Consider the following 16,075-nt stretch of genomic DNA (forward strand, 5'->3'; position numbering starts at 1 on the left):
AAGAACCAAAGAGAGGAATAAGATTATATGAACCGTGGGAACTTGAGATTCCGTCAACATTGATAATCCCCTCTCTTTTCTACTTTAATTTCGTTTAGTTCTGTGAGACCTGGATCTCGTTTTAAAGTCGATGAAAACTAAAGTAGCAGTTCTTTCCAATCAATCTATTATGGATAAAATTAAACATTTTTACGGAGTAGACATTAGTAAATCTTTCTTTGATGTAATGAATCAGGATAGCAAGCATGATCAATTCTCCAATGATCTAAAAGGCTTTAAAAGCTTACTGAAGTTCATCAAGAAAGATAGCCTGGTAGTTATGGAAACTACCGGTTATTATCATTACGGTGTAGTAGCATCCCGCAGGGTGTTGCACGATAAACATTTTAGCTTTCGTTATATTTTCTTTAGTGCTTCAATTCTTTCTTTATAGTAATCTTTACCACTAAATTCAAAGGCCTTGTTTAAGTATTTTAAGGCATTCTCTTTGTCGTTTTGAGATTCATAAAACTCAGCCATCGAATCATAGGCATTTGCACTATTTGGATTTTGTTTAATGTTCATTTCAAAAAACATGAAAGCTTTTTCAGGCTGTCCCATTTGCATATTCATATAGCCATAACCATTTAACATTTCGTCTACCATTGGTGCAGTGGGGACACCAAAATTTTCGGTATAGATTTGTTCCTGCTCCTTCAATAGCGAAACCAATTCTTCTATAGGTGTTTCAGGATTATTAAATTTTTGAGGAGATTTGAACTGATACCATTCAAAAAGAAAAATCAGCCCATCTCTTAATGTTGGTAAAGGCACAGTACCATGTAAATCCTCATGATAAACCTTCCATGAAAAGTTTAATTGATTTTGGCTCTTCGCAAGTTGGGAGAATTCTATTATTGATCGTGCAGGCAATGAGAATTCTGAAGTGTCACTCATTACATTATCAATAGTTATACTTTCATTTTGTATATGTAACATCTCTGCGGCAAGTGAAACAAAAAGCGATTTCCCATTGTAATCTTCCGTTTTAAATTTTTCTTTGGCTTGCTTTAACAATTTTTGGTTATCCCAATCCAAAGTTGGATCTATGGCAATATAATTTTGAAAGAGATGTGCATGGTTCATCAACATATTTATGGTAAACTGCCCCGCATGGGAATGACCAATTAATGTACGGTAGGCTATAGTTGGATACTTACTATCAATATATGGGATGAGTTCCTCCTCCATAAATTTAGTAAAGGTTTCTGCACCTCCAGTTTCATAATCAAATGCACTACCACGTCTCATTTTTATCTGCGAAGTAGTTAAATCTCTTGTTCGGTTCTTGCGATTAGAAACCCCAACAAGTATCATATGTGGTAGGTAATGCCCCCAATAATTATCATAAACAGCTTCAAGTGTACTTTTTAGTGAAAACCCATCCATTAGATAAATTACAGCATATTTTTCATTGCTACTTGGGTCGTAGTTATCAGGAAATTTTACCCAAAAGTCACGTTTCTCACCTAAAATATTAGAATAGATAGAATCAACAATAGTTTTTTCGAATTGCTCCGATTGTTGTTCAGTTGATTGTGCAACTGCATTTTGATTTACGATCAAAATAGATCCTATCAGTAGAAATAGTAGCGTGTAATTTTTCATGTTTGTAATTTGAAATAATATATAAATGAGCTATTACAGGTTCATTATTTTAAATGAATCCTAGTTGTTTTTAGGTCTAAGAATTTCAATAACCTGAGCATCAACCTAAAAAGATATTGGCATAACTTTCTTCAAAAGTCTCGCCTAATTTTACGCGGTGAAAAATGAAGTATTTGCCGTCTGAGGTAACACTGCCGTAACTATCTTCCATGTTAGATTGATATCTTTTCCCATATTTATGGCTGCTCCCCATGATCCATTTTTTTCCGAAAACTAATGTATAAGTCAGAACTCCCATAATCATCCTCTTTTTCACAATCCCAAATGATATAACTTTCATCTGGTGCAATAAAAGGATGTGAGATATAAGTGCCTGATTTGAATGTTTTTCCCATTTCTATGGGGTCCTGACGAATTCCATTTTTTATAACAGACATTCTGATTGTCCCAATAGAATCTATTTCGTCAAAGACATAGATACCTATAGCCGAAGATGTCAGTCGCATAATGGAGATTTGCTTATATAATGGACCCAAACTTTTTTCTTCCGACCAGCCAGTCGATGTTCGTTCTTTGTATTTATTACCCAAAAACATGATTTTATTATCAGTAGAAATAAATATTTCACCTGTGTTTGGTTCTTCCATAAAGGTTTTCCAACTTCCATTTTCCAATCTAATTCCCAAATTTTTAGAGACATCACCTTTTATTTGTCTGGTAAAATAAAACTCATCTAAGCTAGGTAAAATTGCTGGTAGTACTTCTAAATGATCTGTTGAAACTAAATCAGGGGCAAAGGGCTTAGGGGTTAAACTAGTAGGCTCTTGGCCAAGATATGGTGTTTTAATGGATGATATATTATTATCGTTTGTTTGACCTTTTTTTGAGTCACAAGATTGTGAAGAAAGTATCCCGACTATTAGTATGACTTTATATGTTTTTTTCATTTTACTACTAAACTTTAAATATTCTAAAGAATAGGTATTATGAAAAGATATTTTTAATTTTCGTCTTGCAGTTCAGCATAGGTATTCTTTAGGTTTTTTAATGATTCAATCGCGGTACCGTAGGCCTCTCGATTTTGTGCAAGCGTTGTAATTCTGGTTAAAACCATATTTTCAAAATAAATATCTTTTCCGTAATTTTCAGAAGACGTACCCATATTTCTAAATTTTACGTTTCGCATCAGGAAATTTTCATAGTAGGATTCAATCGCTTGTTTCTCAGCAGATTCAAGTTTTTCTATTGGGATAAAGGTCTCATATGTTTCAGATATGGAATTACGTAAGTCTAAATCATCAAACAGTTTTAAATCGCCGGAAAACTTCAAATTTTCATAGGTTATCATTACCGGATAGAACTTCTTAGACATGATTAAATAGTACGATTTCGTCGATAATTTGGGGTTCTCATAATCTTTGAACAATAAAAGTTTAAATACGGTATCTAACTCTGCAAGCATTTGTAATGCCTCTTCATCAAGCATAGTTAACTTTTTTAGGTTACGATCAGCCTCGTCATTTAACTGAGTAATGTAGGCATGGCGTAACTCTAACTTCTTATTTTTATTGGAACGATCATTAATTGCCAGTGCAATAAGAATTCCTACAATAACCAAAATAATTTCTCCGGTGGCATAAGCAAGATAGCCTGCAAACTTTTTTCCCATCAACATTTTGAGTCTATGTTTTCTGAATAATTTTACCATAAGCTATTGGTTTCTTGACTTAATCGTTTATATATAGTTCAAAATATCAATAAAATTTATTGTAATGAAATGATTAATAGTCACTTGCTTTAATTCTGGATTATTTAAAAATTTCAGTTGACTAATTTTTAGTCTACTTTCAACCCGGATTATACATTTGAAAGTTTTCAAATGCAATACGAATAAGAAAACACTACCATTAAGTCGATTTACCAAATCACCTTAACGGTGTTTTTCTAAACCGAGAACTCTCAAATAAAATACGAATTAATGAATTCTTTTATTCGGAGGTATACTCTGTATTAATTCGGCTCATTCTTCGCCTTTTAAGGCACAAGTTGGGTTAAAAATATAATTGGAAAAATTAAACATTTTTTAATTCTTTCTGTAATGCACTTTCAAACTTCCATTTCAATCCAAACAATGGTCTTAAAATTTTAATTCGTCTAAGAATAAATTCATAAATGAGAAAACAGACTGTAAAAGTAAATAGAGTGATTCCTATAAACTCTAGCATAGGATGAAGGTCTAAAGGTAAAATGAGTAATGCTCCTACATATAATACAAACATGTGAATAATATAAATAGGATAAACAGCTGCACTCAAATAGCTTAGTAAGGCACTTGGTTTATTAAGGTAACAATATCCTATCCCAAATAATCCTAATATCCAGGCATTGGATTCTATGGTGGTGATATACATATTTGAGATAGACTCAAATCCAGTGAAACGAATCACGAATAGGAAGGTTGCAAGACCTATATACAACCATTTCCACTTTGAAACGGTTTCCCAGAATGCTTTACCGCTATACACAAATAGAAAACCAAAAAAGAAAGCCAGAAGGCCGATAAAAAATCCATGCCAGGTTTTAGCATACATTTCAAATAGCTGTGGTTTAACAAGACCTATTTCTATCATAAAAAAAGCAGATATTGATAATGGTCCTATGGCATAAGTCATGACTTTTGAAATTGCTTTCTTAAATTTTCCATTTTCATTAGTCTTCAAATAGAAAAAAACAGGTGACAACACTACTACATAGATAAAAATGTTTCCTAAAAACCATAGATGTCCCATATGCGGAAAATAACTCAGTGGCATATTATAGTACTTCTGAAAAACTAAAAAATGTAAAGGAGTGATCACCAAAATTCCGAACACAAAGGGTAAGAGAATTCGTTTACCTCGCTCTATAAGTAATTGCTTCCAATTTCTTTTTTTCATGGCAAAATATAAGCCCATTCCCGATACAAAAAACAGTAACGGTATCCTCCAAACATTCAGCATTGTCATCGGTTTCCAAAGTCCCTCTAAAGCATCTTCACTTCTTATAAACCCTATAAACATAGCCCAAGGTTGAAAAATGATGGCTATGTGGTAAATCAGTAATAAACCTATAGCAATCACTCTTAGCCAATCAATATCGTATCTTCTTTCTGTTGTCATCTTGTTTTATGTTTATTGTAGCATCATTGCAACAACAGGACGTGCTTTTTGTAATTCATTAAGATCTAATGTAAACCCCATTGGTTTTAATTGTTGAATTAACATTTCATAGATAGGTTTCATTTGAGCAAAATCTGCCATTACTGTTTCTCTCGCCGTAGCTCCATAATTATTTCTAACCGTTTTATCGGCATTTGCATCTATAAGTAATTGTACAATTTCTACACGTCCAAAAAATGCCGCAGTGTGTAAAGCTGTGCCTCCATCATTATTTTTTACAGATAAATCTGCATCTGCATTAATGAGAACTTTGGCAATTTCCGGTTTATTAAAGGTAGCTGCTGTCATTAAGGGTGTAGAACCAGACATGGCCTCCTTTTGATCAATATCAGTCCCAGCTTCAATATGTTGCTTTACCGCATCCAAATTTCCAGTAAGTACAGCACCGTGAATATCAATGCTTGGTTTGTCTATTGTTTTTGTTGTTTTAGCTATATTATCTGAGGTTGTTTTTTTGTCAGATTGTGCACATGAACTTGTCAATAAAAGCGTAAGGAATAATAGCTGAACCGTCTTTCTAATTGAAGAAATGTTAAGGGTTTTCATAATTTAAATTTTTAATGATTAATAACTTAATTCTTATTTCTTCAAAGATGCGACACTAACCTAATTGACTGGTAATCCGCATGAAGCCTATTGTGCTAAGTTTGGTGAGTGGTTAAAAATTATGACGCAGAAGTATAAATTATGACGCAAGCAATTGCTTTTCAACGAAGAGTTTGAGGTGTAAAGCAGTAAAGGATTTTAAATAAAAAGCTCTAAATTTGAAACAGTACAATGCGTTATGTCTAACACCTCATATCAACGAAAATTTATTGAGCAAGCTGAGTCGCTTATTTTAGAGAATATCTCAAATGAGCAATTTGGGGTTTCAGAATTGGCAGACCTTATGAATATGAGTCGATCAAACTTATTGAGGAAGATTAAGAAACAAACTCAACTTAGTGCTAGTCAATTTATTCGTGAAGTTAGGCTTCAAAAAGGGATGAAGCTTTTAGAAGAAACAGAACTTACTGTTTCTGAAATTTCTTATCAGGTTGGTTTTAGTAATAACTCCTATTTCATTAAATGCTTTAGAGACTATTATGGGTGTTCTCCTGGCGAGGCTAGAAAAAAAATAGGTGAACAAGTAGAATTTGAACAAGAAGAACATTCAAGTACAGAAGCTAATAAAGGTAGTAAAAAAGAATTTTTCCAACAGTACCGAGTTCAATTAATATTAGGAATTGCCTTGGTCTTGGTAATATCAACATTCCTATTTTATCCAAAAAAAACATCCAATGTTGATAAAGAAGATGCCAACCTTAAGAAATCTATAGCTGTACTACCATTTAAAAATATGAGTAGCGATTCTGATAATCTGTATTTTGTGAACGGACTTATGGAGTCGACATTAAACAATTTACAAAAGATAGAAGATCTCCAAGTAATCAGTAGAACCTCTGTAGAAAAATATAGAAATACAGATAAAACCATTTCAGAAATAGCAGAAGAACTCAAGGTCAATTATTTAGTTGAAGGAAGTGGACAACGCGTTGATGATCAGGTTTTATTGAATATCCAATTGATTGATGCCTCAAGCGATACTCCGATGTGGGCAGAACAGTACAACCATAAAACAAAAGACATTTTCTATGTGCAAAATATGGTTGCCAAAAAAATTGCGGAGGCTATAAAAGCGACAATGACACCTGCAGAATTAAAACAAATAGATAAAAAACCAACAGAAAACTTATTGGCGTATGATTATTACCTAAAAGGGCTTGAACAACTTCAAGAAGAGACAAAAGAAGGTTTGGAAGCTGCTATCGGTTTATTTGAAAAAGCGATACAACAAGATCCTCAATTTGCGCTCGCGTACTCTCAGATTGCAATATCCTACTATTATTTAGACTTAAACCAGGCTGAAAAACGGTATACAGATATTATAAATAACAATGCAGATAAAGCCTTGCTTTATGATTCAAAATCTGCCGAAAGCCTTATAGCAAAAGCTCTTTATTATATTAATGTTAGTGAATATCGATTGGCTATACCACATTTAGAAAAAGCATTAGAATATAATCCCAATTCGTCTTCTGTAGTTCAAATACTTGCCGATTTGTATTCAAGAGTTATTCCTGATACAAGCAAATATTTGAAATATGCCCTAAAAGGCTTGCAGCTTGATATTGAAGCGAATGATTCAATAAACAAAAGCTATATATATTTGACGTTAAGTAATGCTTTTATTCAAAATGGTTTCACAGATGAAGCCAAGAAGTATATAGATTTATCTTTAGATTATAATCCTGAGAATTATTATGCACCCTTTTTAAAAGTTTTTATACAATACGCACAGGAGCAAAATATAGAAAAAGCTACAAATGCCTTAGTTATAGAATGGAAAAAGGATACGACGCGTTTAGATATCATGCAGGAAGTGGCCAAGTTCTATTATTTTCAGGAAAAGTATAATAGTGCTTATTATTACTACAATAAATTTCAAAAAATCCAAGAAGCAAACGGGTTAAATATGTATCCACAAGAAAACCTGAAGATTGGTTTAGTTTATGATAAAATGGGGTTTCATGATAAAGCCGAAGACTTTTATAAAGCATACGATGAGTATTGTGAAAAGGACCAATCTATATACCAGCCAGTTAGTTTGACCATGGAATACTTGCATGAAGGAAAGCCTAGTCCTGCTATGGAGCAATTAAAACTGTTTGCCACTAAAAACAATTACCAATATTGGATTTTGTTGTTCCTTGAAAAGGATCCATTGATGAAAACCTTAAAAAGTCATCCTGAATATGATGAAGTTATTCGGAAAATTAATGATAGATTTTGGGAAAATCATAATCAATTGAAAAAATCATTAAAGGAAAAAGAACTTATATAATTTATTTGATTTACAGGTCAAAGCCTATTAAGACCTGGGGCATTATCTTAAATCAGTTCCTAATGCTCTATGAAAAAACTGTCAGAATTTAAAAAAGTCCAACCCCTATTATTTTTAACTTTTTACACTTAGTGAGATATTGTCAATTCTCCCAAAATCTTTCTTGAAAATCCATGCACATAAATCTTTAATTTTTAGAAACTAAGTCTTCAATTATTTTAAAACTTTTAGTATTTGGAACATGCTTCGAATCTTCTAACAAGACTGTTTCTTTTAGTGATGGAAAAATAGCTTTAGCTCGTTTTATCATTTTTTTACCTGGAAACATGATGTCTTTTTCAGCTGCAAAAATGGTAATTGGTGTTTTAATGTTTTTTGCTGAAGTTTTAGAGATAACAGGAAGTGGTGAAAAATCCATGTTACAATATTGAAAAGTAGTTGACATAAAATTTAATGCAAAATCATCATATTCAGTAAAAAGTACACCCATTACTTTTTCGATGTGCTTTTGATTATTTGTCTTAATAAACCTTTTTAAGGGTATAAACATTTTCCATAGGCTAAGTAATGGATTCCCATTAACAATATAAACCGGGGCGATTAAAAAAACCTGTCTAATTGGTGTTTCATTAAACTCTAGTGCTTTTAAGCTAATCAAACCACCATAGGAAAAGCCTACTAATGTCACGTCTTTCAGTCTCAATTTTATAATAACTTCAATAAGCCATTTTCCATAATCTAAAGATTTCATGTCCAATCTATTCTCAGCACTTTTATTGGGTTGTGCCAGCACATCTACTGCATAGACACAATAATTTGAGGCTAAATTAGGAAATGAGTCTAAAATTTGTGGTGCACATCCTCCTGTGCCATGAATTAGAATTAAAGGAGCTTTTTTAGTATCGCCAGTTATGATAACATTAGTGACTCCAAATTTTGTTTCTACCAATTTTTCTGAATATTCAACATTCAGGTCATTTAACTTTTGATTGTAAAGGGTTATAATTTTTTCTTTTCCTTCTTTTGATTTGAAAAACATAGACTTTTCGTTTTTTGATTGATGATTTATGGCTTGATATTTAGTAGAATTTTTCTTAGGCAATAGATTATTTTTCTACGATTAAGTTTTCTAAATACAGTAGCGCAGTAGCTACTAGGTTCTTTCGATTTTTTGCCTTTTGATTAAAAGAATCTAACGTCTCTCTATTTAATTTTCGCCCCTTCACAAAAACATAGGTGGGATTTTTAAGAGATGATAAATCTACAAGTGGGTTTTTATTCACTACTAATAAATTAGCAACCTTACCTTCTTCAATAGTTCCAAGTTGATTCATCATTGAGTGCGTTCGGGAAGCATTTACAGTAGCTGTTTTCAACACTTCGTAATTAGAAAGTCCAACCTCTTTGTAAAAATTCAGTTCTTTATGAATTGAAAAACCTGGAAGCGTAACCCCAATTCCTGCATCAGTTCCACAAATTATAGGCACACCCGCTTCATGTAGTTTTTTAACAATGGTCATGTGAAAATCGTGCTGTTTTTTTATCCGCTCAACCGTAGATGAATCTTCGTGCTTTGCATTAAACCAACGCTCAAATTGCCTTTTGCTGTCATCCTTTTTAATAAGTGGATTCATATACTTCAATGATTCTGAATCTAAAATATCATCATTCATCATCATTTCATAAATATTATGAAACACTGTAAGTGTAGGACTATAACTAGTGTGTTTGACTTGCGAAATTGAATCAATTATCGGTTGTAACTTACTAGTATTTAAATCAAACTGTAAAGGTTGCTGGACAATTTCTTCAGCATGTTCAATGGATTTGATTTTTGGATGTAAATGATATGAAAATGGTACTTTTTGAGAAGGGTGAGCAATAATATCTATTTCAGAAACCTTAGCTTGTTCAATAACAGCATCAAAAACCTCTTTATCTAATCCATAATACGTTTTGATGAAGTCGTAACCTCTGTCTTTATATGAAATCACTTTGTTTTTAGCTTCACTCGGATTACTTAGATTTAAATTGTCATCACCAATAAATTCTGAGCCCGTTAATTTTGGGCCTGTAGTAAAAAACGATGGTGAAAAAATATTGTCTTCCTTGACATCTTCTTTAATTCTTAAATGCATAGGCATACCCCAAAGATTTCTAACTGCTGTTACTCCGTTGGACAGGTATAGTCCGAGTTCATATCTATCCCACACATGAACGTGCATATCGATAAGACCTGGTGTTAGATATTTGTTCTCTGCATCAAAAACTTGAATTCCATTGACCTTGATTGTATCTGCAATATTTTGAATAATCCCCTCTTTTATATACACCATTTTATCAACCAAAACAGTGTCTTGGTTCATTGGAATCACATTGACGTTTTTTATGAGGTAAGAATTATGAGATACTGATTCATTTTTATTAATCTCAAGATAATTTGTTCCTGACGAATCCACCCAGAGTGTAATGATTATTATTAGCGCAAGCAAGCCGATGAGAGTGAAGACAATTTTTAAAATTCGTTTTAATATTTTCATTTTTATAAATTTAAACAACGGATGATATCTGTTTTAAGTAAACAGTAGTTGTTGATTAAAAACATATGCTGTTCGTTTTTTGATTAATAATTTATGAATTGACGTATAGTAGAATTTTATTAGGTAATAGATTATTTTACAACGATTAAGTTTTCCATATACCTTAGAGCTGACTATTAGCACAATCAAGGCGATGAGAGCGAATACGATTTGAAATATTCCGAAGAACATTTGCTGATAGTCGTTTATCTAAACTGTTTTGGTTTCATCTGTAAACTAGCGTTTTCAACAATTTCCGAAATTCGTTTATTTCTTGTGTCATATCTCTTAGCTGAAACAACCCAGTATAGAAGTCCCTTTTTAGAAGACTTATTTAGACTTTCAAAGTATTTCATTGCTCCTTTCTGTCTTCTCAGTTCTTGTTCTAGGTCTTCGGGTATTTCCAGTCTTTCAACAGTATCTAGAATTGTCCAAGAACCATTTTCTTTTGCGATTTCAATGCTTTTATAACCAGCCTCTTTCATAAGACTCTGGTCAATTAAAATTTTTACTTTATCCTTATTTACTTTTGACCAATTACTTTTCGGCTTTCTTTTGCTGAAATATTGCTTGAATCGCTCATTATCAAGTGTCTTTTTTGTACTATCAATCCAACCAAAACGAAGTGATTCGTCAACAGATTCACTCCAACTGAGGTTAAAATTAGGAGTGTCTTTTTTATAAAAAACCAACCAAACGGCATCCTTTTCTTTATGATTCAATTCAAGCCATTCTCTCCACTCTTCTCTAGTTCTTGGACAAATTTCTTTAGCTTCTTTCATTCTGGTTTCTCAAATGATATACAACAGTCTTAAATTAGTAGTAGTTGTGATTTAAAAAAAACATGTGCTGTTCATTTTTTGATTGATGATTTATGGATTGACAACAGTACCTTTTATTAATTAATAAAGTTAAGAAATGAGCTATCTAAAACCCAGCTAAATAGTGATGACCACATTTCCTTTTTTATGCCCCATTTCCACATATTTATGAGCTTCGACCATTTTATCCAAAGGATATATGCTATCAACTACAGGGGTAATCTTTCCTTGTTCTGCTAAAGATTTTAAATTGAAAAAGGCTTCTTTTGGAGTTAATGGAATCCCATCATCGATGGAAATATATTTGCCATTCGGAGTCAATGCTTTTTTACTATTTTTCTTTAATTTTGATGTTTTCGAGTTACCTACGGCATCAATTACATATTTATATGTTTCCAATTGTTTTTCAGCATTTTCTAGGGTATAATCAATCATCTTATTACTACCTAAAGAGGTTACTAATTCGAAATTTCGACTACTGCATACACTAGTCACATTAGCACCCATATGCTTTGCCAATTGTATTGCCATTGTGCCTATACTTCCTGATGCTCCATAGATTAAAACTTTGTCGCCCTTGTTTATTCTCGTCTTTTTCAATAAATGAGAAGCAAGCAAACCACCATAAGGGATCGCTGCAGCTTCTTCAAAACTAAGGTTTGCAGGTTTTAGTGCTATATTCCAATCTTCCGGTAAACAAATATATTCTGCATAAGAACCAAAACGATGTTTGGTAGTTGAAATAGAACCGTAGGCAAAAACCTCATCCTCTATTTCAAACATTGACACATCTTTACCTATACTCTCTACAATTCCAGCTGTTACCATACCCAATATAGGATTTCTCGGACCTCCAAAACCAAATATGAGTTGAAGTATAAATCTGGGAATTAAAGGTTCCTTCATTCTTCGAATAAGAACGTCACTCGTGGTTACTGAAGTAGCACATATTTTTATAAGTACTTCATCATCTTTTGGTGTTGGTTTTTTAACATTGCTAAGAACCAGGTTTTCTTCACCGCCATATTTTAGACATTCTATTGCTTTCATAATTATTATTATCTCAAGCAAAGGTGGTTAACATTTGGGGTTCAAAAGTTCGTGTTGTGAAATTAGAACCTATTAAATAGAAAATTAGTGTGGACTATAAGTGCTGTTTTACTGCTTTTCTCCAAAAGTATAATCCAAAAAAAAGTGTTACTATGGCAAACATAATTCCGTTTTCACCAAGCCAATGTTCACTTCCTTCTACGTTTATTGTTAGAGAAGGCATAATTTTTTGAATATACACGTTGCTTACTGCATGAAAAATAACTGCTGGCCATAGGCTATTGGATTTAAAAGTGTAATACGTCATAATAAATGACATAGAAACAATTACGATAGTGAAAGTTGTAAATTCTAATAGTACATTGTTACTATAGTAAACTAGCAATGGCCAATGCCAAAAAGACCAAATTAGTCCACTAAAAATTGCTACTCCATTAAAAGACAGCACTTTTCTCAATTCATAGATGAAAAATCCTCGCCATCCAATTTCTTCACCTAGGGTTGTTGCAGAGGCTCTTATTACTTCAACAGTGCCTAATAAAATAATGGCTATGATGGCTATTGACGTTGGATTTAAAGTTCCAATACCAAACAGACCCAGTTCTTTTCCCCATTCAATTATGGCTCCTTCATTTGCTAGGTTTCCGAACCCAAAAATCCAGATTAATGAATAAGTGATTACACCATAAAAGGCAGGAATAAAATAAGACCATCGAATATATCTCCAATTATCCCAATTCCAGCTTAGTGATGAAATTTTACGTCCTCTTATTTTTAAGGTAATAAATGCAGCTATTGCAGGACACCACATAATAGCTCCAACATAAATTCTTGATGGATATAAATTGACTATTGCATAATGAAATGGTGAAGTAAGAGCAATTACAAGGCCCAGAAATAAGAATATTGTTATCCAGGTTTGTTTTTTATTTTCTATAGATTTTATCAAGATCAGTAGTTTTTTTTATGGTGCTATTATATTTTCATATTCATTGCTTCATTGACTTCGCTCAGCGTTTCAATTGCTGTTTCTCTTGCCTTACTTATACCTTTATGCAAAATATCCCTTACATAGTCCTTGTTTTTTTCAAGCTCTTTTCGTTTTTTTCTAATGGGTTCAAAATATGTGTTTATAGCTTCTGCTGTTATCTGTTTAAGTTTTCCTGATCCTTGGTCACCAATTTCATCTGCAATAGCTGTTGGATTTTTATCTGAACATAAGGAAGCTAACTTAAGTAAGTTGGAAACTTCTGGTCTATTTTCTGTGTCATAAGATATGTGGCGGTTTGAATCAGACTTGGCAGATTTTATTAGTTTTCTTGTTTCTTCAGCAGTCGCTTTTATCATAATTGAATTGTTGCGACTTTTACTCATTTTTTGAATACCGTCTAACCCAAGAATAGTAGGGGTATCAGTAAAAAATGCAACTGGTTCTGTAAAAATTTTTTTATTGAATTTTGTATTAAACCGCTTTACAATTTTACGGGTTAATTCTATATGAGGTAATTGATCTTTCCCAACAGGAACAACATTACTTTTACAAAACAAAATATCTGCAGCTTGGTGAACAGGATAGATGTACATGCCTGCATTAATAGTATTCATCCCTGAAGCAGTAATTTCTTCTTTAACCGTAGGATTTTTGTTTAATTCTGAACTAGATACCAATGTTAAAAAGGGAATAGTTAGTTGATTTAATTCAGGAATATGACTATGTGGAAAAATATGAGTTTTATAATTTTCAGGGTCTAATCCACAGGCTAAATAGTCTAAAGTTAGTTCATAGGTGAATTTTGAAATTTCATTAAAAACATTTCTATCTGTCAACACTTGATAATCAGCAATTAGAATATAAGTCTCAATTCCCAAGCTTTGTAATTTTAATCGGTTTATAATTGAGCCAAAATAGTGGCCAAGATGCAAATTACCTGTAGGTCTATCTCCCGTTAATACGCGGTACTTTTGAGGGTTCTTATACAAATCATTTTCTAATAATTTGCTTTGCTCTTTTGCTTTTTCAAAACTTTTATTTATCATTTTTTGTTTACTTTTATTCAAGTAAGTTCAATTTTTCTCATTATCCACAATGTGATTTTATAAGATTCGTTGCGTGTTTAAACATCTGATTTAGCAAATAAATCACAGATAGAAAGTCAGCGAGAACTTTCGAAAGTAGACGAGAACTAACAATGACACGAGCGCAGCGAACTGGCGAAGCAATTATACAGGTTGTTGACATTAGTTTGTTTTTACATTTATTTTTTCAATTCTGTTTATCATTTCTTCTGCATTTGTATTTTCGGGATTGAGTTCTAAAGATTTTTGATAGCTTATTTTAGATAATTCAAATTGGTCATTTAAGAAATAGCTTTCGCCCATACTATCAAATGCATTTGATGAATTTGGGAATTCTGAGATAAGTAATGTAAAAATGCTAATAGCCTCTTTTAATTGACCTTTCTTAATCAAATCATAGCCAAGTTGGTTTAATTCATTTTCATCCGAAAAATTATATTCATAAAAATTTAGCTTTTTTAAGTTTTTATAAAGCTGAATTCCCTCATTAGCATTATCATAACATTTTTCTCTAATTGCGAAATAAATAGACTTCTGTGGTATTGAAAAGGAATTGCCTTTTAAAATATTTTCGACTGCATCAGTTATTTCTCGAAGCTTGCGGTTTTTATTATTTGTCATTAAAATGATTGATAAATCTTCTTTTACATTATAATGGATAAAAGATTCAAAATTGAAAGATGATCCATGATGTTGATGAATTAGTAAAGTGTCATTCTTAATTACACCAATCCCTAAAGCAGAAGAACTCTCCTTAGAATGCGAATCAAATAAAGTAATTAACGATTTATCAGATATAAACTGTCCTGAGTGTAAGTTGATTATCCATTTATACATATCATTTGCAGTAGGGTTTACCCAACCAGAGAATTCGATATCCATTGCTCTATCATTTACAAAAGCATTATTAAATGCGGTTACTAATTCAGGGTTTTGAGTATCCGCGTCAATAATAGCATTTGTCATACCACCAGGAATAAGTAGGTTTTTTTGAATGAAATCATTAAAACTCATTCCAGATACTTGTTCAACAATTCTTCTTTGTAGAAAAACATTATTGTTACTGTACAAGTAATCTGTGCCAGGTTTGAAACTTAGATGTTTAATATTTTTTAATTCGTTATAAATATCTTTGTCATTTTTAATATTGTTCCAGTTGATTCTTGGCAGTCCACTAGTATATTGAAGTAGATGCCTAATACTAATGGTATTTGACCATTCTGGTAATTGCAATTCAAAAGTTGAGATTTTATCATCCAGATTAAGTAACCCTCTTTCATTTAAAATCATTATCGCAACAGCGTTGAATTCTTTTGCTATAGAGCCAATGTTAAATATTGAGTTTCTACTAAGTTTTTTTGTTCTAGAGGCATCTGAATATCCAAATTCATTTTGATATATTACTTTATTATTTTTAGCAACAAGGATGTTTCCATTAAAAACTCCACGCTCATAGGATACTTTAATCAAAGAATCTATCAAAGTTTGATTGATTCTTTGATTTTTATTAATTTCTGATAAATCCCTTGTGTTTTTGCTGTTAATGTTTTTGCAACCTATTAAAAAGATTACTGATATTAGTAAAAGGAGAAAATTTGATTTCATTTGTTACGTGTTTAGAACTAGGTTTATGATTATTCCTGACGATATGATTTTTGGAATGTTCCAATTTAATAATTGGCTACAACGATCTCGGTTATGAGTAGTTTCGCGGATTAGCACTTAACGTTGCAAGTATAAACCAAACTGAAATCCGTGAGGATTTTCAGAAGTAGGAGAGAACGGTGCCATTACTTATAG

The 16,075-nt window shown here is 32.2% G+C and carries 15 protein-coding genes; 2 read left to right on the plus strand and 13 right to left on the minus strand.

Annotation, left to right across the window (positions count from 1 at the left end; all coding sequences use genetic code 11):
• Positions 1-130: 130 nt before the first annotated feature.
• On the plus strand, positions 131-433 hold the full coding sequence (locus tag G530_RS0113390; protein WP_026935026.1) for an IS110 family transposase: 303 nt from the start codon (positions 131-133) through the stop codon (positions 431-433).
• Here the strand turns inward: G530_RS0113390 and G530_RS0113395 are convergent.
• The 6 genes from G530_RS0113395 to G530_RS0113415 form a co-directional block, all read right to left on the minus strand.
• Positions 397-1,647 (minus strand): alpha/beta hydrolase-fold protein, encoded by a 1,251-nt coding sequence (locus G530_RS0113395; RefSeq protein WP_026935027.1) that lies wholly within the window; start codon positions 1,645-1,647, stop codon positions 397-399. The two genes, G530_RS0113390 and G530_RS0113395, sit on opposite strands and share 37 nt — an antisense overlap.
• Before the next feature lie 100 nt (positions 1,648-1,747).
• Complete coding sequence (locus G530_RS17655; protein WP_156888637.1) at positions 1,748-1,900, minus strand: hypothetical protein; 153 nt, start codon at positions 1,898-1,900, stop codon at positions 1,748-1,750.
• Entirely contained in the window at positions 1,884-2,594 is a 711-nt protein-coding gene (locus G530_RS16940) for a hypothetical protein (protein ID WP_051199791.1), read from the minus strand. Before G530_RS16940 ends, G530_RS17655 begins: the two co-directional genes overlap by 17 nt.
• Positions 2,595-2,647: 53 nt before the next feature.
• The gene (locus G530_RS0113405) at positions 2,648-3,316 is read right to left on the minus strand and encodes a DUF6090 family protein (protein ID WP_240472166.1); all 669 of its coding nucleotides are present in this window, start codon (positions 3,314-3,316) and stop codon (positions 2,648-2,650) included.
• Between the two features lie 403 nt (positions 3,317-3,719).
• Positions 3,720-4,805: an acyltransferase family protein gene (locus G530_RS0113410; protein ID WP_026935029.1), complete on the minus strand. Its 1,086-nt coding sequence runs from the start codon at positions 4,803-4,805 to the stop codon at positions 3,720-3,722.
• Between the two features lie 12 nt (positions 4,806-4,817).
• Positions 4,818-5,411 carry an ankyrin repeat domain-containing protein gene (locus G530_RS0113415; RefSeq protein ID WP_026935030.1) on the minus strand — a complete coding sequence of 198 codons (594 nt, stop codon included), beginning with the start codon at positions 5,409-5,411 and terminating at the stop codon, positions 4,818-4,820.
• A 238-nt stretch (positions 5,412-5,649) separates the two neighbouring features.
• Between G530_RS0113415 and G530_RS0113420 the strand changes: the two genes are divergently transcribed.
• The gene (locus tag G530_RS0113420) at positions 5,650-7,749 is read left to right on the plus strand and encodes a helix-turn-helix domain-containing protein (RefSeq protein WP_026935031.1); all 2,100 of its coding nucleotides are present in this window, start codon (positions 5,650-5,652) and stop codon (positions 7,747-7,749) included.
• A 187-nt stretch (positions 7,750-7,936) separates the two neighbouring features.
• Here the strand turns inward: G530_RS0113420 and G530_RS0113425 are convergent, their stop codons facing one another.
• The 7 genes from G530_RS0113425 to G530_RS0113455 form a co-directional block, all read right to left on the minus strand.
• A complete protein-coding gene (locus G530_RS0113425) occupies positions 7,937-8,851 on the minus strand; it encodes an alpha/beta fold hydrolase (RefSeq protein ID WP_240472167.1) in 915 nt (304 codons plus the stop codon).
• 4 nt (positions 8,852-8,855) lie between these two features.
• The gene (locus tag G530_RS0113430) at positions 8,856-10,289 is read right to left on the minus strand and encodes an amidohydrolase family protein (RefSeq protein ID WP_026935033.1); all 1,434 of its coding nucleotides are present in this window, start codon (positions 10,287-10,289) and stop codon (positions 8,856-8,858) included.
• Between the two features lie 245 nt (positions 10,290-10,534).
• Positions 10,535-11,110, minus strand: coding sequence for a YdeI/OmpD-associated family protein (locus tag G530_RS0113435; protein ID WP_026935034.1), 576 nt, complete (start codon positions 11,108-11,110; stop codon positions 10,535-10,537).
• Positions 11,111-11,266: 156 nt separating this feature from the next.
• Complete coding sequence (locus tag G530_RS0113440) at positions 11,267-12,199, minus strand: NAD(P)-dependent alcohol dehydrogenase (RefSeq protein WP_026935035.1); 933 nt, start codon at positions 12,197-12,199, stop codon at positions 11,267-11,269.
• A 94-nt stretch (positions 12,200-12,293) separates the two neighbouring features.
• A complete protein-coding gene (locus G530_RS0113445; RefSeq protein WP_035716450.1) occupies positions 12,294-13,148 on the minus strand; it encodes a CPBP family intramembrane glutamic endopeptidase in 855 nt (284 codons plus the stop codon).
• 26 nt (positions 13,149-13,174) lie between these two features.
• Complete coding sequence (trpS, locus tag G530_RS0113450) at positions 13,175-14,257, minus strand: tryptophan--tRNA ligase (protein ID WP_205619199.1); 1,083 nt, start codon at positions 14,255-14,257, stop codon at positions 13,175-13,177.
• A gap of 180 nt (positions 14,258-14,437) precedes the next feature.
• Positions 14,438-15,880, minus strand: a complete 1,443-nt coding sequence (locus G530_RS0113455; RefSeq protein WP_026935038.1) for a serine hydrolase — start codon at positions 15,878-15,880, stop codon at positions 14,438-14,440.
• Positions 15,881-16,075 lie beyond the last annotated feature (195 nt).

The organism is Christiangramia echinicola DSM 19838 (assembly GCF_000423065.1).
Classification (GTDB): Bacteria; Bacteroidota; Bacteroidia; order Flavobacteriales; family Flavobacteriaceae; genus Christiangramia; species Christiangramia echinicola.